Raw genomic sequence first — 13,470 nt, 5'->3', positions numbered from 1 at the left:
CCATGTCCTTTCTTGATCTCCCGGCCAGGAAAACAGCCTGCTGGGACCGGCCTACCGGCCCTCCTCCAGATCCCTTCCCAGGACCTGTACCTTTCCGTTTACGGTCCAGGCTCCGGAGCTGTCCACCGTATATCCGTCGGGCGTCACTGCATCCGACAGCATCCTGCCGCTTTCCGGCTCCAGATAATAGCACCTTCCGTTGATCCAGTTCCATCCGGTCAGCATCCTGCCGCTGGGGCCGAAGGCGTACCAGCTTCCTCCGATCCTGTGCCAGCCTGTATACATACGTCCCAGACCGCCGTCGGATATATCATGGAGATAATACCAGTTTCCGTCTGCCGGATCCTGGAACCATCCAGTCACCATGGCCCCGTCGCTGGAAAACCGGAACCAGGACGTGCTTTCCTGGCCCTCGCCCGCATAAGGATTGTGGATATAGGCCCATTCACCGGCATAGGTACGCCCGCCGCTGGTAAAGATCCACCTTCCCGAGCCGTCCTGTACCCATACGCCTGTGACGCTTCCTTTGGGAGCCTGTACGTCCGCCGTCTTTTTCCCCCTGGTGGTGATCCCCGAAGAAGCGCTGCCCGAAGAGTGGCCTCCGGAGCTGCCGGAGCCCGATGGACGGTATGTCCGGTCCTCCATTTTGAAATTCAGGACCACTGTGACCTCCTTCTTCTTATCCCCGGAGCCCACAACAGCCGTTGTAGTTTTCTGTGCAGAATACGGATATTTCTTCATGGCCTCCTGGATCCATCCGGCATTCACTGCCGGCGTTACCAGCCCGTCCCCGCTGACGGACAGAAGCTCTCTGTCAGCCTTCCACTCCAGCTCCGGCCAGTCCTCCTCCGCTTCCCCCTCCGGTCTCTGGGGATACAAAACTGCCGTCACCTTCTGGCTTCCGGTTCCAGTCCATGTGAGCACCGGATCCGAGCGGCGGCCGGTCTTTGTAAGCACCATGTCAAATTCCAGCCTTTCCCGGTCTGTCTGGATCTCCTCCGCCAGTACCTTTGTCTGATCCACCGTCACAAACGACACCTCTGCCCGGCAGGAAGCCGTCTGCCTGTTTCCCAGGGAATCATCCGCCGTGACGGTCACAAAGGCCGTCCTCTTCCCTTCCCCGCTCCGTCTGGCATAAGGATCTGCCTCGTGGACCGCGTCATCCGCTGCCATGATATCCCGGATCCATCTGGTGTCCTTCACAGCTTCCACTCTGGCATTTTTATAATCCTCCTCCGTATTTCCCTGTCCGTAGCCTCCGGCGTCCACCCGGATCACATTTTTATCGTCCACAGACCAGGAAACATCCCTTTTATCAAAATGATCCGGAGAAAAAACGGCGCTCAGTGTCTGCGGGCCAGTGACCGTTACTGTATCCACCGGAGTTTTTCTGTCGCCTGTCAGCGTCCTTGTGACCGTAAAGAAAAGATTCTCCCGGTCTAAGGAGGCCCCCTCTGCCGCCACCCGGGTCCTGTCCTTTATCTGGAAGGTGACCGGGATCCGGCAGTTGGCTGTCAGGGGCTTTCCCTCAAAGCTGGCCGCAGGCCTGGTCTTTGCAGTCAGCACAGCCAGACCTCCCAGGGTGCCGTTTCCATATATGGTATCGGGGATCGGATACTTAAACCCCTTATCTGCCTGTTCCTTCTCCGCCTTCTCTATGATGTCCCGGAAAAAACCGGCCTTCAGATCCAGCTCCAGGGATGCGCTCATCTCCGTATAGCCCTCGCTGTCCTCATCGGGATTCTGCTTTAAAAGAAGAAGCTCTCCGTCGTCCACGCTCCACTGGACACGGCTGTCTGCCACATCGTTGTTCTTATCCACAACTGCCTCCACCTTCACCTCCTGGACCTTTGTTCCCTCTTCCAGACTTCCATTTATGTATCTGGCGATCAGCTTTCCCGCGTCATTTCTAACCTCTGTGACGATAGAAGGGGACTTTCTGTTCCCGGTCCTCTCCTCTGTCACATGGAAGGCCAGCTCCTCCGGCGTCACCCGGATATCTGCCGCCACCTTTTTATACACGGCCGAAATTTCCGTATCATGCTCCGGCATCACAAAGGCATAAGAGCCGCCGGTCTGATACGCCATGGGTGTTTTCCCGCCCCCGGGTTCCGTATAAAATGGAACTCCGTCCATCTGATATTTCTCCTCCCCGTTATTTCTGGGGGCCGTGATCACTGTGACCGTGTCTCCTGCCGCCACAGCCCCCCGGTGGGACTTATCCAGCTCCTTACTGTAAGCGGATCCGCCCCGGGCCGTCAGCGACGCCACATCATAATAATTCTGTACGTTGGCCGCCGTATCAATCTGGAGCACCGAGACCAGGAAGCCTCTGGCTGGCCGTCCCGTCTTTCCCGGTGCAAAATGGTCCGGGGAAAATTCCATCTCCTTCACCGAATCCTCTGTGTCGATCACATGAAGCGCTCCTTCCTCCAGCTCCTCATAGAAGTACCGTTCCTCCTCCGGCCTGGTGCTCTGTCCCTGGACCAGGGTAAACCCATTGTCCTTCCCGTGCCAGAAGCCGATATGGGCGTCGTAGCCAAACCGGTTATCGTCCGGGATCCCGGAGCCGCAGACTCCGGCCATGATCTTTCCCTCTGTATCCGCAAACAGATAGGCCAGATCTGCCCCGGCCTCCGTTCCATAGCGGAAATGAAAGCCCGTATCATGGGTCCCGATGAACGTTCCCTCCCGGGCGCTGCTCCCCAGGCCCGAGCTGGCGATCCTTCCCTCAAATCTGGCCACCTTCATTTTGCCCGAGGCATATTTTCCTGTTACGCCCCCAATGGCCTGGGATCCGCTTCCTCCAATGGTCCCCATGACGTGGGCATTGAAAATATCCGTATCGTTCTGGAAGCCTGTGATCCCTCCCACATAGCCGCCGCCCTGGATCCTGGCGTTCAGGCTGTCTCCAGTATTTACCGTGCAGTCTGAGATCACAGAGCCTGCGGCCTTTCCGGTAATCCCCCCGGCAAAGGTCTCCTTTCCCTTTCCTAGATCCATGGCCACGTGATCCGCCGTACAGTTTTCCACCACTGTACCCGCAATTTCCCCGGCAATGCCGCCGGTATTTCCCGCAGTCTTTAAGGCTCCGGCCACGGCCACATTCCGGATCACACTGTCCTGTACGCTGCCGGCCAGGATCCCAGCCGTTTCTCCCGCTGTGATCACATGTCCGGGACTCACTGTAAGATCTGTGATCTCTGAATCCCTTACGGCCCCGAACAATCCCACATGGCTCCAGTCCGGGCGGTAAAGACGGAAATTGGAAATGGTCTTTCCATTGCCGTCAAAACGCCCCTGGAAGGCCGGGATATGATCCGAATGGATCTGGGAGCTGTTCCGGTAAAAGCCTATGGGGATCCATTCCATCCCTCCCAGATCGATGTCCCTTGTGAGCTCAAAGCAGGACCCGGAATAATCGCCCGGATACGTTCCCTCCCCCTCTTTGATCTCCATTCCCATGGCCGCAAGCCTGGAAAGGCCCATGAGCTGTGCCTTTGTGGAGATCTGGAACGGCTTTTCCCGGCTTCCGTCCCCTCTGGTCCCATCCAGGAATCCCAGGTCTCCGACCCAGTTTTCCCACAGATCTTTGGACTCCGCCATCAGAAGCGGACGGCCCAGGGCATTGGAGCCTGTGGCCCTGCGGACGTATTCCGTCTGCTCCCAGGCAAATCCTTTCACCGGATCTCCCAGCACCAGTCCTGCGCACAGGCAGAATACTGCTGCCCGGCCAGCCTTCCCGGCCCGTCTCATTTTCATTTCACGTTTTTCAAACTGCATATATTTTCCTCCTGTTACAATAGAAATCCATAACCTCTGTTCCCAGTGCCTGCCAGATCCCGGAGCACCGGCTATGACTGCGGCAGACAGTACGCTGGACGGAGGCCGAAGCTTCCGTCAGAAACCTCTGCCGGGCCTATGGTCCCATCCCTCAGATCCACCGCATATGCCTCTGTTCCATAGATGAAGCCTCCGTTTTCTCCCTCCTGATAAACAGGAGTCCTAAGCCAGTATCCCCGGCTGTACGGACTTTCCTCTGACACTGTGTCCCACAGCTCCTCCCTGTATTTCAGCGCCTCCTCCACCGACAGAAGGAACATCCGGTCCGACATCATCTGCGGAAGGAGCGTATATTTCACCAGCTCCGTTTCCGCCGCCTCTCCCTCCGTACCTGGAGACGTCTGCCCGAGAAAAGCCGTGCAGACCCCGACGTTTACAGGCATAAGGGCCCCGGCTCCCATCTGGAGACCGGCTTCTCCCGTACAGCGGTCCCAGAGCCATTTCCGTATCTCTGAGTCCTTATAATTATTGTTTTTTCCAAATGTGATGATCTTTTTCTGGGAATCTGTACTGTCCATATCTGACCGTATGACAGTTTCGCATAAGAATAATGCGTATTTCTGATGATCGGTTCCTGCACTGCTGTAATCGTCGTCCACGCACCGGAACTGGTACGTGTCCTTCCCAAGCCTTCTCGTCTGGACGTCGCCCACGGCCCACCGGCCGGTCTCGATCGGTTCATCCCCGTTCAGAGGATCCCTGCACCGGTCACAGAGCCTGTCCCGGTCCGCATCCAGGTGCCCCAGGGCAGCCGGGGACCGGACCTTTCTCAGCCCGCAGAGGCGGCAGGTCAGTTCCTCCTTTCCTCCCCAGAGACAGGTCCCGGCCTCCAGGATCCTGGTCTCCCACCGGTGGGTACACGCTTCCTGGTCCGGCTGCCGCTCAAACCCGATGCGGCAGGTCACATATCTGCGGCCGTTTTCCTCATATTCCTCGATTTTTGTGTTGGAAATATTGACGGCGGCCGGGAACATCTGGGCGATCACCAGGGTCTCCGGCTCGTAATCCTCCCCGGTGATAAAAAACTCCTCCCTCTCCTTCCCGGCTCCTGCGGAAACCAGTTCCATAAGAAGGCGGCGGCATTCCTGGTCTCCGGAAACCATATATTCCGTCTCTCCGGACATCCGCTCCTTATCCAGCAGCCCGGCATAGGATTCCATATCCAGGCAGAAAGCCCTTCCTGTACAAAGCCCCGACAGGACAGCCGCCGCCCCGGCCGCTGCCAGAACTCCCCCTATTCTCTTTTTTTTCATAATACCTCCAGGATCTTCTGGCTGATGACGCCAAAGCATTGTGTGTGTTCAAAGAAATGAATTTAGAATATTTACAGACAGTATACCCCTCCGGGTGAATTGGGCGCCTGGATTTTCGCGGTGTACGCGAAAACCAGATGCGCGGTGGTATAATGTCTGTTTTACAGACAGTATACCATTCACCTTTCCGGTGTGTCCATGGCGGATCCATAAAAAATGCATGGCAAAAACCATGCATTCCGCCAAACTTGATAGTAATAAAAAAATGATTTCCTGTCATTCTGCCAGTCCATCGGAAGACAGCCGGGCAGAAAAGCCATGGTCCTGGGGCAGGACCACGGCTCCGCCTATGGCCTCTGTTCTCCAAAGGTCAGCCGTTCCAGCTCCTCCGCAGTTGTGATCCCCTGGTCCACCAGCCGCAGAAGATCGTCCCGCAGCGTCCTCATTCCCAGGATATTTTCTGCATAGGAGGCGATCTCCTCCTCCCGGCAGCCTCCGGCGATCATTGCGCGGATGGTCTTATCCACCGCCAGTACCTCATGGACAGCGGTCCGCCCCTGGTATCCCGTATAGCCGCAGCGGGCGCAGCCGGTTCCGTACCGGATCCGGCGGATCCCCGGTCCCAGAAGCTTCCTTTCTTCCTCGTCCGGTTCCCTTTCTGTCTTACAGTCCGGACAGATCTTCCTTACGAGCCTCTGGGCCAGGATGCCGCTCAGGCTGCTGGCCGCCAGATACGGCTCCGCACCCATGTCCAGCATCCGCACCACAGTCCCCGCCGCGTTGTTCGTATGAAGCGTGGAGAGCACCAGATGGCCCGTTACCGCGGCCCGTACACTGGTCTTCAGCGTCTGGCTGTCCCTGGTCTCTCCCACCATGATCACGTCCGGATCCTGGCGCAGGGCAGCCCGGAGCCCCGTTTCAAACGTAAGCCCGGCCTGGGTATTGACCTGCATCTGGCTGATGCCCCGGATGTGCTTCTCCACTGGATCCTCAATGGCCACAATGTTCACCGGAAGCTCCGCCAGTCTCTCCAGGATCATATAAAGCGTCGTCGTCTTGCCGGAGCCTGTGGGCCCGGTGATATAAAAGATCCCGTTGGGCCGCTTTAAGATATCCAGTACCTTTCCATAGTTTTCCTCACTCATGCCGAAGGTTTCCGGGCTGTCGATGACTGTATCTGTATTCAGAAAGCGGAGGACTGCCTTTTCGCCGTGTATGGTTGGGATCACGCTGACCCGCAGATCCGCCGGCTTCCCCTGGATGGAAGCCCTTATGTGGCCGTCCTGGGGAAGCCGCTTTTCCGCAATGTCCATATCCGCCATGACCTTCACACGGGTAAGGATCATGGGATGGTGCCTCATTTCCACAGCCGCACATACCTTCAGCCGCCCGTCTGTGCGCATCCGCACGGTCATCTGCTCCTCTCCCGGCTCCAGATGGATATCGCTGGCCTTTTTCCGGAGCCCCAGGGCCAGCAGATGGTCTACAAACTGCACCGCCATGTTTTCTCCGCCCTCCAGGCCCTTTAAAATTTCCATTTCCCTCATGAATCTCCTCCGTCTATGTACCAGACCGCCGGATAAGAAGCTCCCTCCGCGGCAGACTGCCCGGTCCTTCCGCTGCCTTCGAGCCTTCCAGTTCCATAAAAAGGAACGTTCAGAAGCTCCACCCTCCCAGTTCTCTCATATAGAAGCTCTTCTCCCTGGTTTACCCGTACCGTCAGCCAGAGGCTTCTTTCTCCTGCTGCCCGGATCCCGATCTCCACATCGGAAAAGCTCCCGAACGTATCCCCATCGATGCGGTTCCACGGCTTTTCTGAAAGCGATACAGATTCTGCGTATCTGAGCTCCCCGGCTGCCAGCTCAAAGACCGCGTCCCCTCTCATGGCTGCTGCTGTTTCACCGGACAGCCTGCGGGCAGTCCGCTGGGCCATGAGCATCAAGGGAAGGGCGGTCAAAAGCGCCGCTCCTGCCAACATGGCAGCCGCCATCAGCTCCACCAGCGTAAATCCCCTGGTCCCCTTCATTCTGTCTCCCTCTGATCCGAAAACACAGGATCCAAAGACTGCCGTTCCAGCTCTCCTGTTCCCGGCTCCATTCCAAAGCCATAGATAAAAAGCTCTCTGTTACGGCCTGTAACCGTCTGGCGGCGCACACAGCCCTCCCCGGAAATGACAGTTCCGTCCCATGTCCGCATCCTAAAGCGTGCAGGGACCTCCTGGACCGTATCCGTATCCTTCAGCTGTTCCGCCCGTCTCTCCATACGAAGGCCAAAGGAGATCCCCAGGCTCAGAATGCCCGAGGCCATCATCACCAGAGCCACAGCCGTGACCGCCTCCACCAGCGCATATCCCTTCTTTCCCATTTTCATTCCTCCAAAGGCTCTGCCGGAGCATACCGCACTGGTCTCCACACCGGTGCTGCCGCAGATGAAGGCGTGACCCCGCCGCCGCTTCCTTCCGTTTTCTCCAGGAGCAGGGAGACGGCCTCCGTCTGCCCTCCATAGGCGCACATCCCGTACAGGACCAGATTTCTGCCTTCCTCTCCGGCCCAGACAGTGACCGGGACCGTAAACGTTCCCAGACCGTCCTCCGGGATCACCTCCAGCTCCGTTTTCTCCGGCTCCATTTCCTCTCCCGGTCTGTTTCCTTCCATAATATCCTGCGCCAGAAGCCTCACCGCTGTCAGAGCCCCATCCCGGGCCACATTTTTCTCCAGAGTCCTCACGGTCTGCCGGTTCAGGGCCCGCCCCGATGCAAACAGAACGGAAGCCATCACCAGAAATACCAGGATCACTGCCATGGCCTCCAGCATGGCTGACCCCTTCATCCTCCGGAGCCGGCCTGTCCGGCGACGGAAAATCTCCTTCCTGCACCGGGGCCGTCCATTCCTATGCCATATACCCATACATCCTCCAAAGCGGAACCATGATCCCCAGAAGGACTGCGCCGATGACCGCTCCCAGCCCCAGGATCATCACTGGCTCCACCAGGCTCACCAGACGGGAAACAGCCATATCTGCCTCGTATTCAAAGCTGTCTGCGGTATTTTTTAACATCACGTCCAGCTTTCCCGTTTCCTCCCCTGTGAGGACCATGAGAGCCAGCCTCCGGTCCAGCCCGTCCACATCCCTTATGGCCAGGCTGAGGGCCTCCCCGTTCTGAAGCCGTTCAGACAGGAACCGGGTCTGAAGCTCCACATACCGGTTTCCCACAGTCCTTCCTGCCGTTTCCAGACATGTCAGCATGGGGATGCCGCTGGCATACAGAATGCTTAAGGATTCAGCAAACCGGAAGGTATAGACCGACCGCAGGAGCCTTCCAGCCACTGGAAGCCTCAGACACAAACGGTCCAGAAACAGCCGGATCCTCCGTTTTTTCCCCGCGCGTTCCCAGACCGCTGTCCACAGGACCGTGAAAACCAGGACCAGATACCACCATTCCTTCAGAAATATACTGGCCGCCATGAGAAAACGGGTGAACCGCGGAAGCTCCATTTCTCCAAGCAGCGGCTCCAGCGTGGGCATGATCACGAGAAAAACCGACAGAACCAGAAATACCGACAGGAGCCCCAGAAATTTCGGATACAGGAGCGCTCCCTGGATCCGGCGCTGCATCCGGTGCTCCTTCCGGTAATGGACCGCCAGCCTTCCGGCCATTTCCTGCACGGTCCCTCCCGCTTCCCCTGCACGGATCATGTTGACGGCCATTTCCGGGAATACGCCCGTCTGCTCCATGGCGCTGCTGGCCAGGGTCCCCTTCTCCATCTTCCTGCGGAGTTCTTCATATATTTTCCGGAACCTTCTGCTGTCCGTACAGTCCCCAAGGATCCCCAGAGCCCTGCATAACGGGATCCCCGATCCGGTCATCACCGCCATCTGCTGAAAAAAATCAGCCAGCTCCCCGGATCTCCATTCCTTTTTTCTTTCAATACCTTCCATAATATACGTCTCCCTGCGCATACTCAGCCAAAAAGCCCCGCATACCAGAAAAAGATCCTCTCTCCATAAAACAAGCTGATCCCAAGTCCCAGGCACAGGGCCGGGCCAAAGGCCATATGGGCCCCCTCCCCAGGCTTTGCCCGTCCCGATGCCAGAAGCCATACCGCCTCCAGCCCGCCCAGCAGAAAGCCAAGGAACACGCCGGGAAGGAGCGCCCTCCAGCCCAGATAAAAGCCCATGATGGAAAGCAGAAGGATATCTCCGCCGCCAAAGGCCTCCTTTACGACCATGCATAATGTATACATAGGAACCGACACACAGACCATGCCCATCAGACGCTCCCCCACAGGCAGCCCCGGGAAAAGAAAAAAGTCCGCCAGGGCACATATGGCCAGAGCGCCGCTTAAGGCGTATGGGATCTCCATGGTCCTCCCATCGATCCAGCCAATGACTGCCAGCAGACCTACTGTGACGAGCTTCAGTAAAAGTTCTTCCATTCCTTTCCTCCACGATCCGTACCACGCCCCGGCCGTCTGGCCCGGTCTCCAGTATAGCAAAAGCGCCGCACATCCTTTCATGCGCCGCGCCAGAGTTTATGCTTCTGTATATGTCCCGTCCACGGTATCAAAGACCCAGTCTGAGCCTTCACCATGAAAGACGACCGCCGTACAGGCGGCTCCGTCCCTTCCGTTTTCCAGGTAAATGGAAAAGGTTCCGGCAGAGCCTCCGCTCCCCGGCGTTCCCTCTCCGGACCCGATTCCGCCAACACCGGAAAGCTCCTCCACATCCTTCAGAAACCTTTCCATATCCAGGTCCTCCACTGTGACCGTGCCTTCTCCAGCCTTCAGAAAAGCCTCCTCCAGACAGGACTGGGCCGCCACATAAATGGCCCGGCATTCAGACAGATGCTCTGCCGCCCTGGCCTTTTTCACATAGCCCGCAAAAACCGGAGTTGCCGCAGCGGCCAGGACCGCCATGATCACGATCACGACCATCAGCTCCACCAGAGTAAACCCCTTCTTTGCTTTCTTCATCCTGCTGTCCTCCCAGATCGTACTCTCCCGCCGTCAAATGCGCGTCAGCACCCTAATCTTAATAAAATTGCCAGAATTTGTCAATCTTATCCAGATATTGCGGATAAATGGAGGATCCGGCTGCAGATCTTTTCCAAAAGCTCCTGGGAATGGCTCACTGCCACCAGAGAGATCCCCCGGCTCTGGGTCTCCTTTAAAAGGGCGCTCCAGATCTGCCTCTGGGTGATCAGATCCAGCATAGCCGTGATCTCGTCGGCCAGAAGGATCTCCGTTCTCTGTCCCAGGGCCCGGGCGATGCTAAACCGCTGGAGCTCCCCGCCGGATACCTCTGCCGGATACCGTTCCTTCCACTCCTCCAGGATCCCCATTTCCTTTTCTATACGCCCTCTCATGACGCCGCCGTCCTCCGGCCAATCCCCCTCCGCCAGCACCATTTTCAGCCGTCTGGCCGGGTTTACCGAAAGCTCCGGGTGCTGCCAGATCATCTGGACCGGAACGTATCCCCGGAAGCGCTCCAGAGGAGTCCCGTCCAGCAGCACCTCCCCGCTTTCCGGCCTTTCATATCCGGCCAGGATCTTTAAAAGCGTAGTCTTTCCAAAGCCGCTGGGGGCCATGATCCCCACCCGTTCCCCGCTTTCCACAGTCAGATCCACGTGGGCCAGGACCTGTCTCTCTCCTTCCCCGTACCTAAAGGAAATATCCCTTGCTTCCAGCTTCATCGTCCATATTCCTTTCTCATATATTCCAGGATCCCTTCATCGGGGATCCCGCTCTCCCGGTCATTTTCCAAAGCGTCCGCGGACGGCCACTTCCCCGGCATGGACCGGCAAAGGGCTTTTGTATACGGATGCTTCAGCAGACCTTCATCCAGAAAGGAGAAGGCTTCTGTTTCCTCCACGGTCCTGCCTCCGTAAAGCACCGTCACCCGGTCCGCCGACCGGACCGCCAGCTCCAGATCATGGGTGATGAGAAGCACACCGGCCCCCCGGTCTGCCATCTGCCTGAAATGATCCATGACCCCCATGGCCGTTTTCTTATCAAGCCCCGGCGTGGGCTCGTCGGCAATGACTAACTCTGCGTCCTCCATGGCCGCCGTGGAGATCAGCACCCGCCTGGCCATACCGCCCGAAAGCTGGAAGGGATACTTGTCCATGACCTCCAGGCCCAGTCCACAGGAGCTCAGGATATTTTTGCATTTTTCCAGAATTTCCGGATTTTTTCTTCCTTTTGTTAGCTGCTGCCCGGTCTTCATCAGCGGATCCAGATATGTCACGCTCTGGGGCACCAGGACCAGCTCACGGCCCCTCAGCCGCCGGACACGCCCACTGGTCAGCGGCGTTCCTTTAAACAGGATCTCCCCGCTCATGGAGGCATTATATGGAAGGATCCCCATGACCGCGTGGGCCAGCAGGCTCTTTCCCGATCCGCTGGCGCCCACCACGGCCACGATCTCCCCGATCCGGATCCTCAGATCCAGGTCTGTGACCGCCTGGATCTCCTTCCGTCCAAAGCCCCGGTCATACTGGGTGAAGGATACGGACAGGCCCTTTACTGTGAGGATCTCCTCCTCTGCTCTGTGATTCTCCATATGTTCCTCCTCTTTACTCATGGACACTGCCCGGAGCCGCCATCCGGCATATGGTCTGCCCCGCATAATGGAACATCAGCACCACCGCCGTCAGAAGAAGCCCCGGAAACAGCGCCAGCCACCATTTTCCCATGGCCAGATATTTCATGCTCTCCGATAAAATGATCCCAATGGCCGGTTCCTCCGGCGAAAGGCCGAACCCCAGAAAGGTGATGCTGGCCTCGTGGAGGATGGCATGGGGGAACATGAGGATCAGCCCGGTGATAAACTGCGGCAGAAGATTCGGTGCCATATGATGGAACGCAAGATAAGCCCTGCTCTTTCCCAGCTTCCCGGCGATCCGGATATACGGACTCTCCCGGAGCTGGAACACCTCCCCGCGGATCAGCCTGGCCAGAGACGCCCAGTGGGTAAGTGCGATGCCAAGGGTCACGCCCCAGAAGCCCTTTCCGCAGGCAAAGGAGATCAGGATCAGAAGCAGCATGTGGGGGATCCCCATGACCAGATCGATCAGAAGGGTCACAAGCCCGTCCACTGCCCGTCCCAGGACCGCGGCCGAAAGCCCCAGAAGAAAGGCGATGACCGCGCTGACCGCGGCCGTTAAAAGTCCCAGGCGGATGCTCATGGAAAGGCCCGCCACAGTACGGACAAACATATCCCGCCCCATCCAGTCAGTGCCGAACAGATATCCGGCACAGGGAGGAAGGTTCTTCCTTGAAAAATCTGTGACCGATGCCGCATCCTGCCATACATACCCAAAAACAGCCACCAGGAGCAGGAACAGGACCGACGCCCCAAACAATCCCATGGAAAAAAGGCGGCGGTTCCCCAGCCTCTTCCCGTTTTCTCTTTTCTTCATACCGCTCATCGGGCCGCTCCTTTCCGGATCCTGGGATCCACGATTCCATAAAGAATGCTGGCCGCCAGGTTCCCGGAAGCTGCCAGTACCGCCGTGACCACTGTGATCCCCAGAAGAAGGGGCACGTCGCTTCCCAGTCCGGCTGTCACTGCCGCCTGGCCCAGTCCCGGATAGGAAAATACCTGCTCCACCAGAACAGAGCCGCCGATGATCTCGCTGATGGATGCAAACTGCAAGGTCATGGCAGGGATCAGCACATTCCGGAGGCCGTGGCGGAGGACGATGGACGTTTCCGACTCTCCTCTGGCCCTGGCAAACAGCACAAAGTCGCTTTCCATGATGCTGACCATTTTTTCCCTGGTATGGAGGGCCACTGAGGAGATCCCCGTAAGACTTAAGGCCGCTGCCGGCAGGACCGCATGGCGGATCCTGTCTCCGAGGGCGATCTCCTCCGCCGTTACGCCGATGGGGACGCTTAAGCCGATGGGAAACCACTTAAAATAAACGGCAAAGACCATAAGAAGGACCATGGCGGTCCAGAAGGCAGGGGTGCTGGCTGCCAGGAGAGAATATCCCGTCACCAGCCGGTCACAGAGCCTTCCCCGTTTTCTTCCCGCCAGGACGCCCAGGGTAAAGCCCAGCAGGCCCGACAGCAGCCAGGAAGAGGCCAGGAGCCAGAGAGAGTTGGAAAGCTTTTCCCAGATCACCTCCGCCACTGGTCTCCGGTACAGAAGGGAGGTCCCCATATCTCCTCTCAGAACATCCGCCGCCCAGGAAAGATACCGCTCTGCCGGAGGCAGGTCCACTCCCCAGTATCCCTTAAGCCGCTCTACCTGCTCCGGACTCATGGCTCCAAGGGCCGCCTGGCCCACATTGGTCTGAAGGGGATCCACCGGAGAAACAGAAAGAAGGACAAAGGCCAGGATGCTCACCAGGGCCACCAGAAGGGCCATG

13 protein-coding genes are annotated in these 13,470 nt (G+C 57.8%); all 13 read right to left on the bottom strand.

All coding sequences use genetic code 11. The features are described from left to right. Window positions 1–51 precede the first annotated feature (51 nt). A complete protein-coding gene (locus ACI6NM_RS10525; protein WP_262427779.1) occupies window positions 52–3,783 on the bottom strand; it encodes an N-acetylmuramoyl-L-alanine amidase family protein in 3,732 nt (1,243 codons plus the stop codon). A gap of 71 nt (window positions 3,784–3,854) precedes the next feature. Beyond that, a complete protein-coding gene (locus tag ACI6NM_RS10520) occupies window positions 3,855–5,096 on the bottom strand; it encodes a DUF6273 domain-containing protein (RefSeq protein WP_262427778.1) in 1,242 nt (413 codons plus the stop codon). Window positions 5,097–5,443: 347 nt separating this feature from the next. Then, window positions 5,444–6,643, bottom strand: coding sequence for a GspE/PulE family protein (locus ACI6NM_RS10515; protein WP_262427777.1), 1,200 nt, complete (start codon window positions 6,641–6,643; stop codon window positions 5,444–5,446). After that, window positions 6,640–7,122: a prepilin-type N-terminal cleavage/methylation domain-containing protein gene (locus tag ACI6NM_RS10510; protein WP_215654470.1), complete on the bottom strand. Its 483-nt coding sequence runs from the start codon at window positions 7,120–7,122 to the stop codon at window positions 6,640–6,642. The genes ACI6NM_RS10515 and ACI6NM_RS10510 overlap by 4 nt, the downstream gene beginning before the upstream one ends. Further along, window positions 7,119–7,460 carry a hypothetical protein gene (locus ACI6NM_RS10505; RefSeq protein WP_215654472.1) on the bottom strand — a complete coding sequence of 114 codons (342 nt, stop codon included), beginning with the start codon at window positions 7,458–7,460 and terminating at the stop codon, window positions 7,119–7,121. The genes ACI6NM_RS10510 and ACI6NM_RS10505 overlap by 4 nt, the downstream gene beginning before the upstream one ends. A gap of 2 nt (window positions 7,461–7,462) precedes the next feature. After that, window positions 7,463–7,924 carry a hypothetical protein gene (locus tag ACI6NM_RS10500; RefSeq protein WP_262427776.1) on the bottom strand — a complete coding sequence of 154 codons (462 nt, stop codon included), beginning with the start codon at window positions 7,922–7,924 and terminating at the stop codon, window positions 7,463–7,465. A 61-nt stretch (window positions 7,925–7,985) separates the two neighbouring features. Beyond that, window positions 7,986–9,035 carry a type II secretion system F family protein gene (locus ACI6NM_RS10495; protein ID WP_262427775.1) on the bottom strand — a complete coding sequence of 350 codons (1,050 nt, stop codon included), beginning with the start codon at window positions 9,033–9,035 and terminating at the stop codon, window positions 7,986–7,988. A 23-nt stretch (window positions 9,036–9,058) separates the two neighbouring features. Beyond that, the gene (locus ACI6NM_RS10490) at window positions 9,059–9,532 is read right to left on the bottom strand and encodes a prepilin peptidase (protein ID WP_262427774.1); all 474 of its coding nucleotides are present in this window, start codon (window positions 9,530–9,532) and stop codon (window positions 9,059–9,061) included. A gap of 96 nt (window positions 9,533–9,628) precedes the next feature. Beyond that, window positions 9,629–10,069, bottom strand: a complete 441-nt coding sequence (locus ACI6NM_RS10485) for a pilin (RefSeq protein WP_158358976.1) — start codon at window positions 10,067–10,069, stop codon at window positions 9,629–9,631. 86 nt (window positions 10,070–10,155) lie between these two features. Continuing rightward, on the bottom strand, window positions 10,156–10,788 hold the full coding sequence (locus tag ACI6NM_RS10480; protein ID WP_262427773.1) for an ABC transporter ATP-binding protein: 633 nt from the start codon (window positions 10,786–10,788) through the stop codon (window positions 10,156–10,158). Beyond that, a complete protein-coding gene (locus ACI6NM_RS10475; protein ID WP_262427772.1) occupies window positions 10,785–11,657 on the bottom strand; it encodes an ATP-binding cassette domain-containing protein in 873 nt (290 codons plus the stop codon). Before ACI6NM_RS10475 ends, ACI6NM_RS10480 begins: the two co-directional genes overlap by 4 nt. A gap of 13 nt (window positions 11,658–11,670) precedes the next feature. Next, window positions 11,671–12,516, bottom strand: a complete 846-nt coding sequence (locus tag ACI6NM_RS10470) for an ABC transporter permease (RefSeq protein WP_416782601.1) — start codon at window positions 12,514–12,516, stop codon at window positions 11,671–11,673. Window positions 12,517–12,521: 5 nt separating this feature from the next. Then, a complete protein-coding gene (locus ACI6NM_RS10465; RefSeq protein WP_262427795.1) occupies window positions 12,522–13,469 on the bottom strand; it encodes an ABC transporter permease in 948 nt (315 codons plus the stop codon). Window position 13,470 lies beyond the last annotated feature (1 nt).

Origin of the sequence: Pilosibacter sp. YYHA0881 (genome assembly GCF_051602715.1) — a bacterium.
GTDB classification, from domain to species: domain Bacteria; phylum Bacillota; class Clostridia; order Lachnospirales; family Lachnospiraceae; genus Alitiscatomonas; species Alitiscatomonas aceti.
The sequence above is the reverse complement of the archived record's forward strand: the minus strand, read 5'-3'. Positions and strand labels throughout refer to the sequence as shown.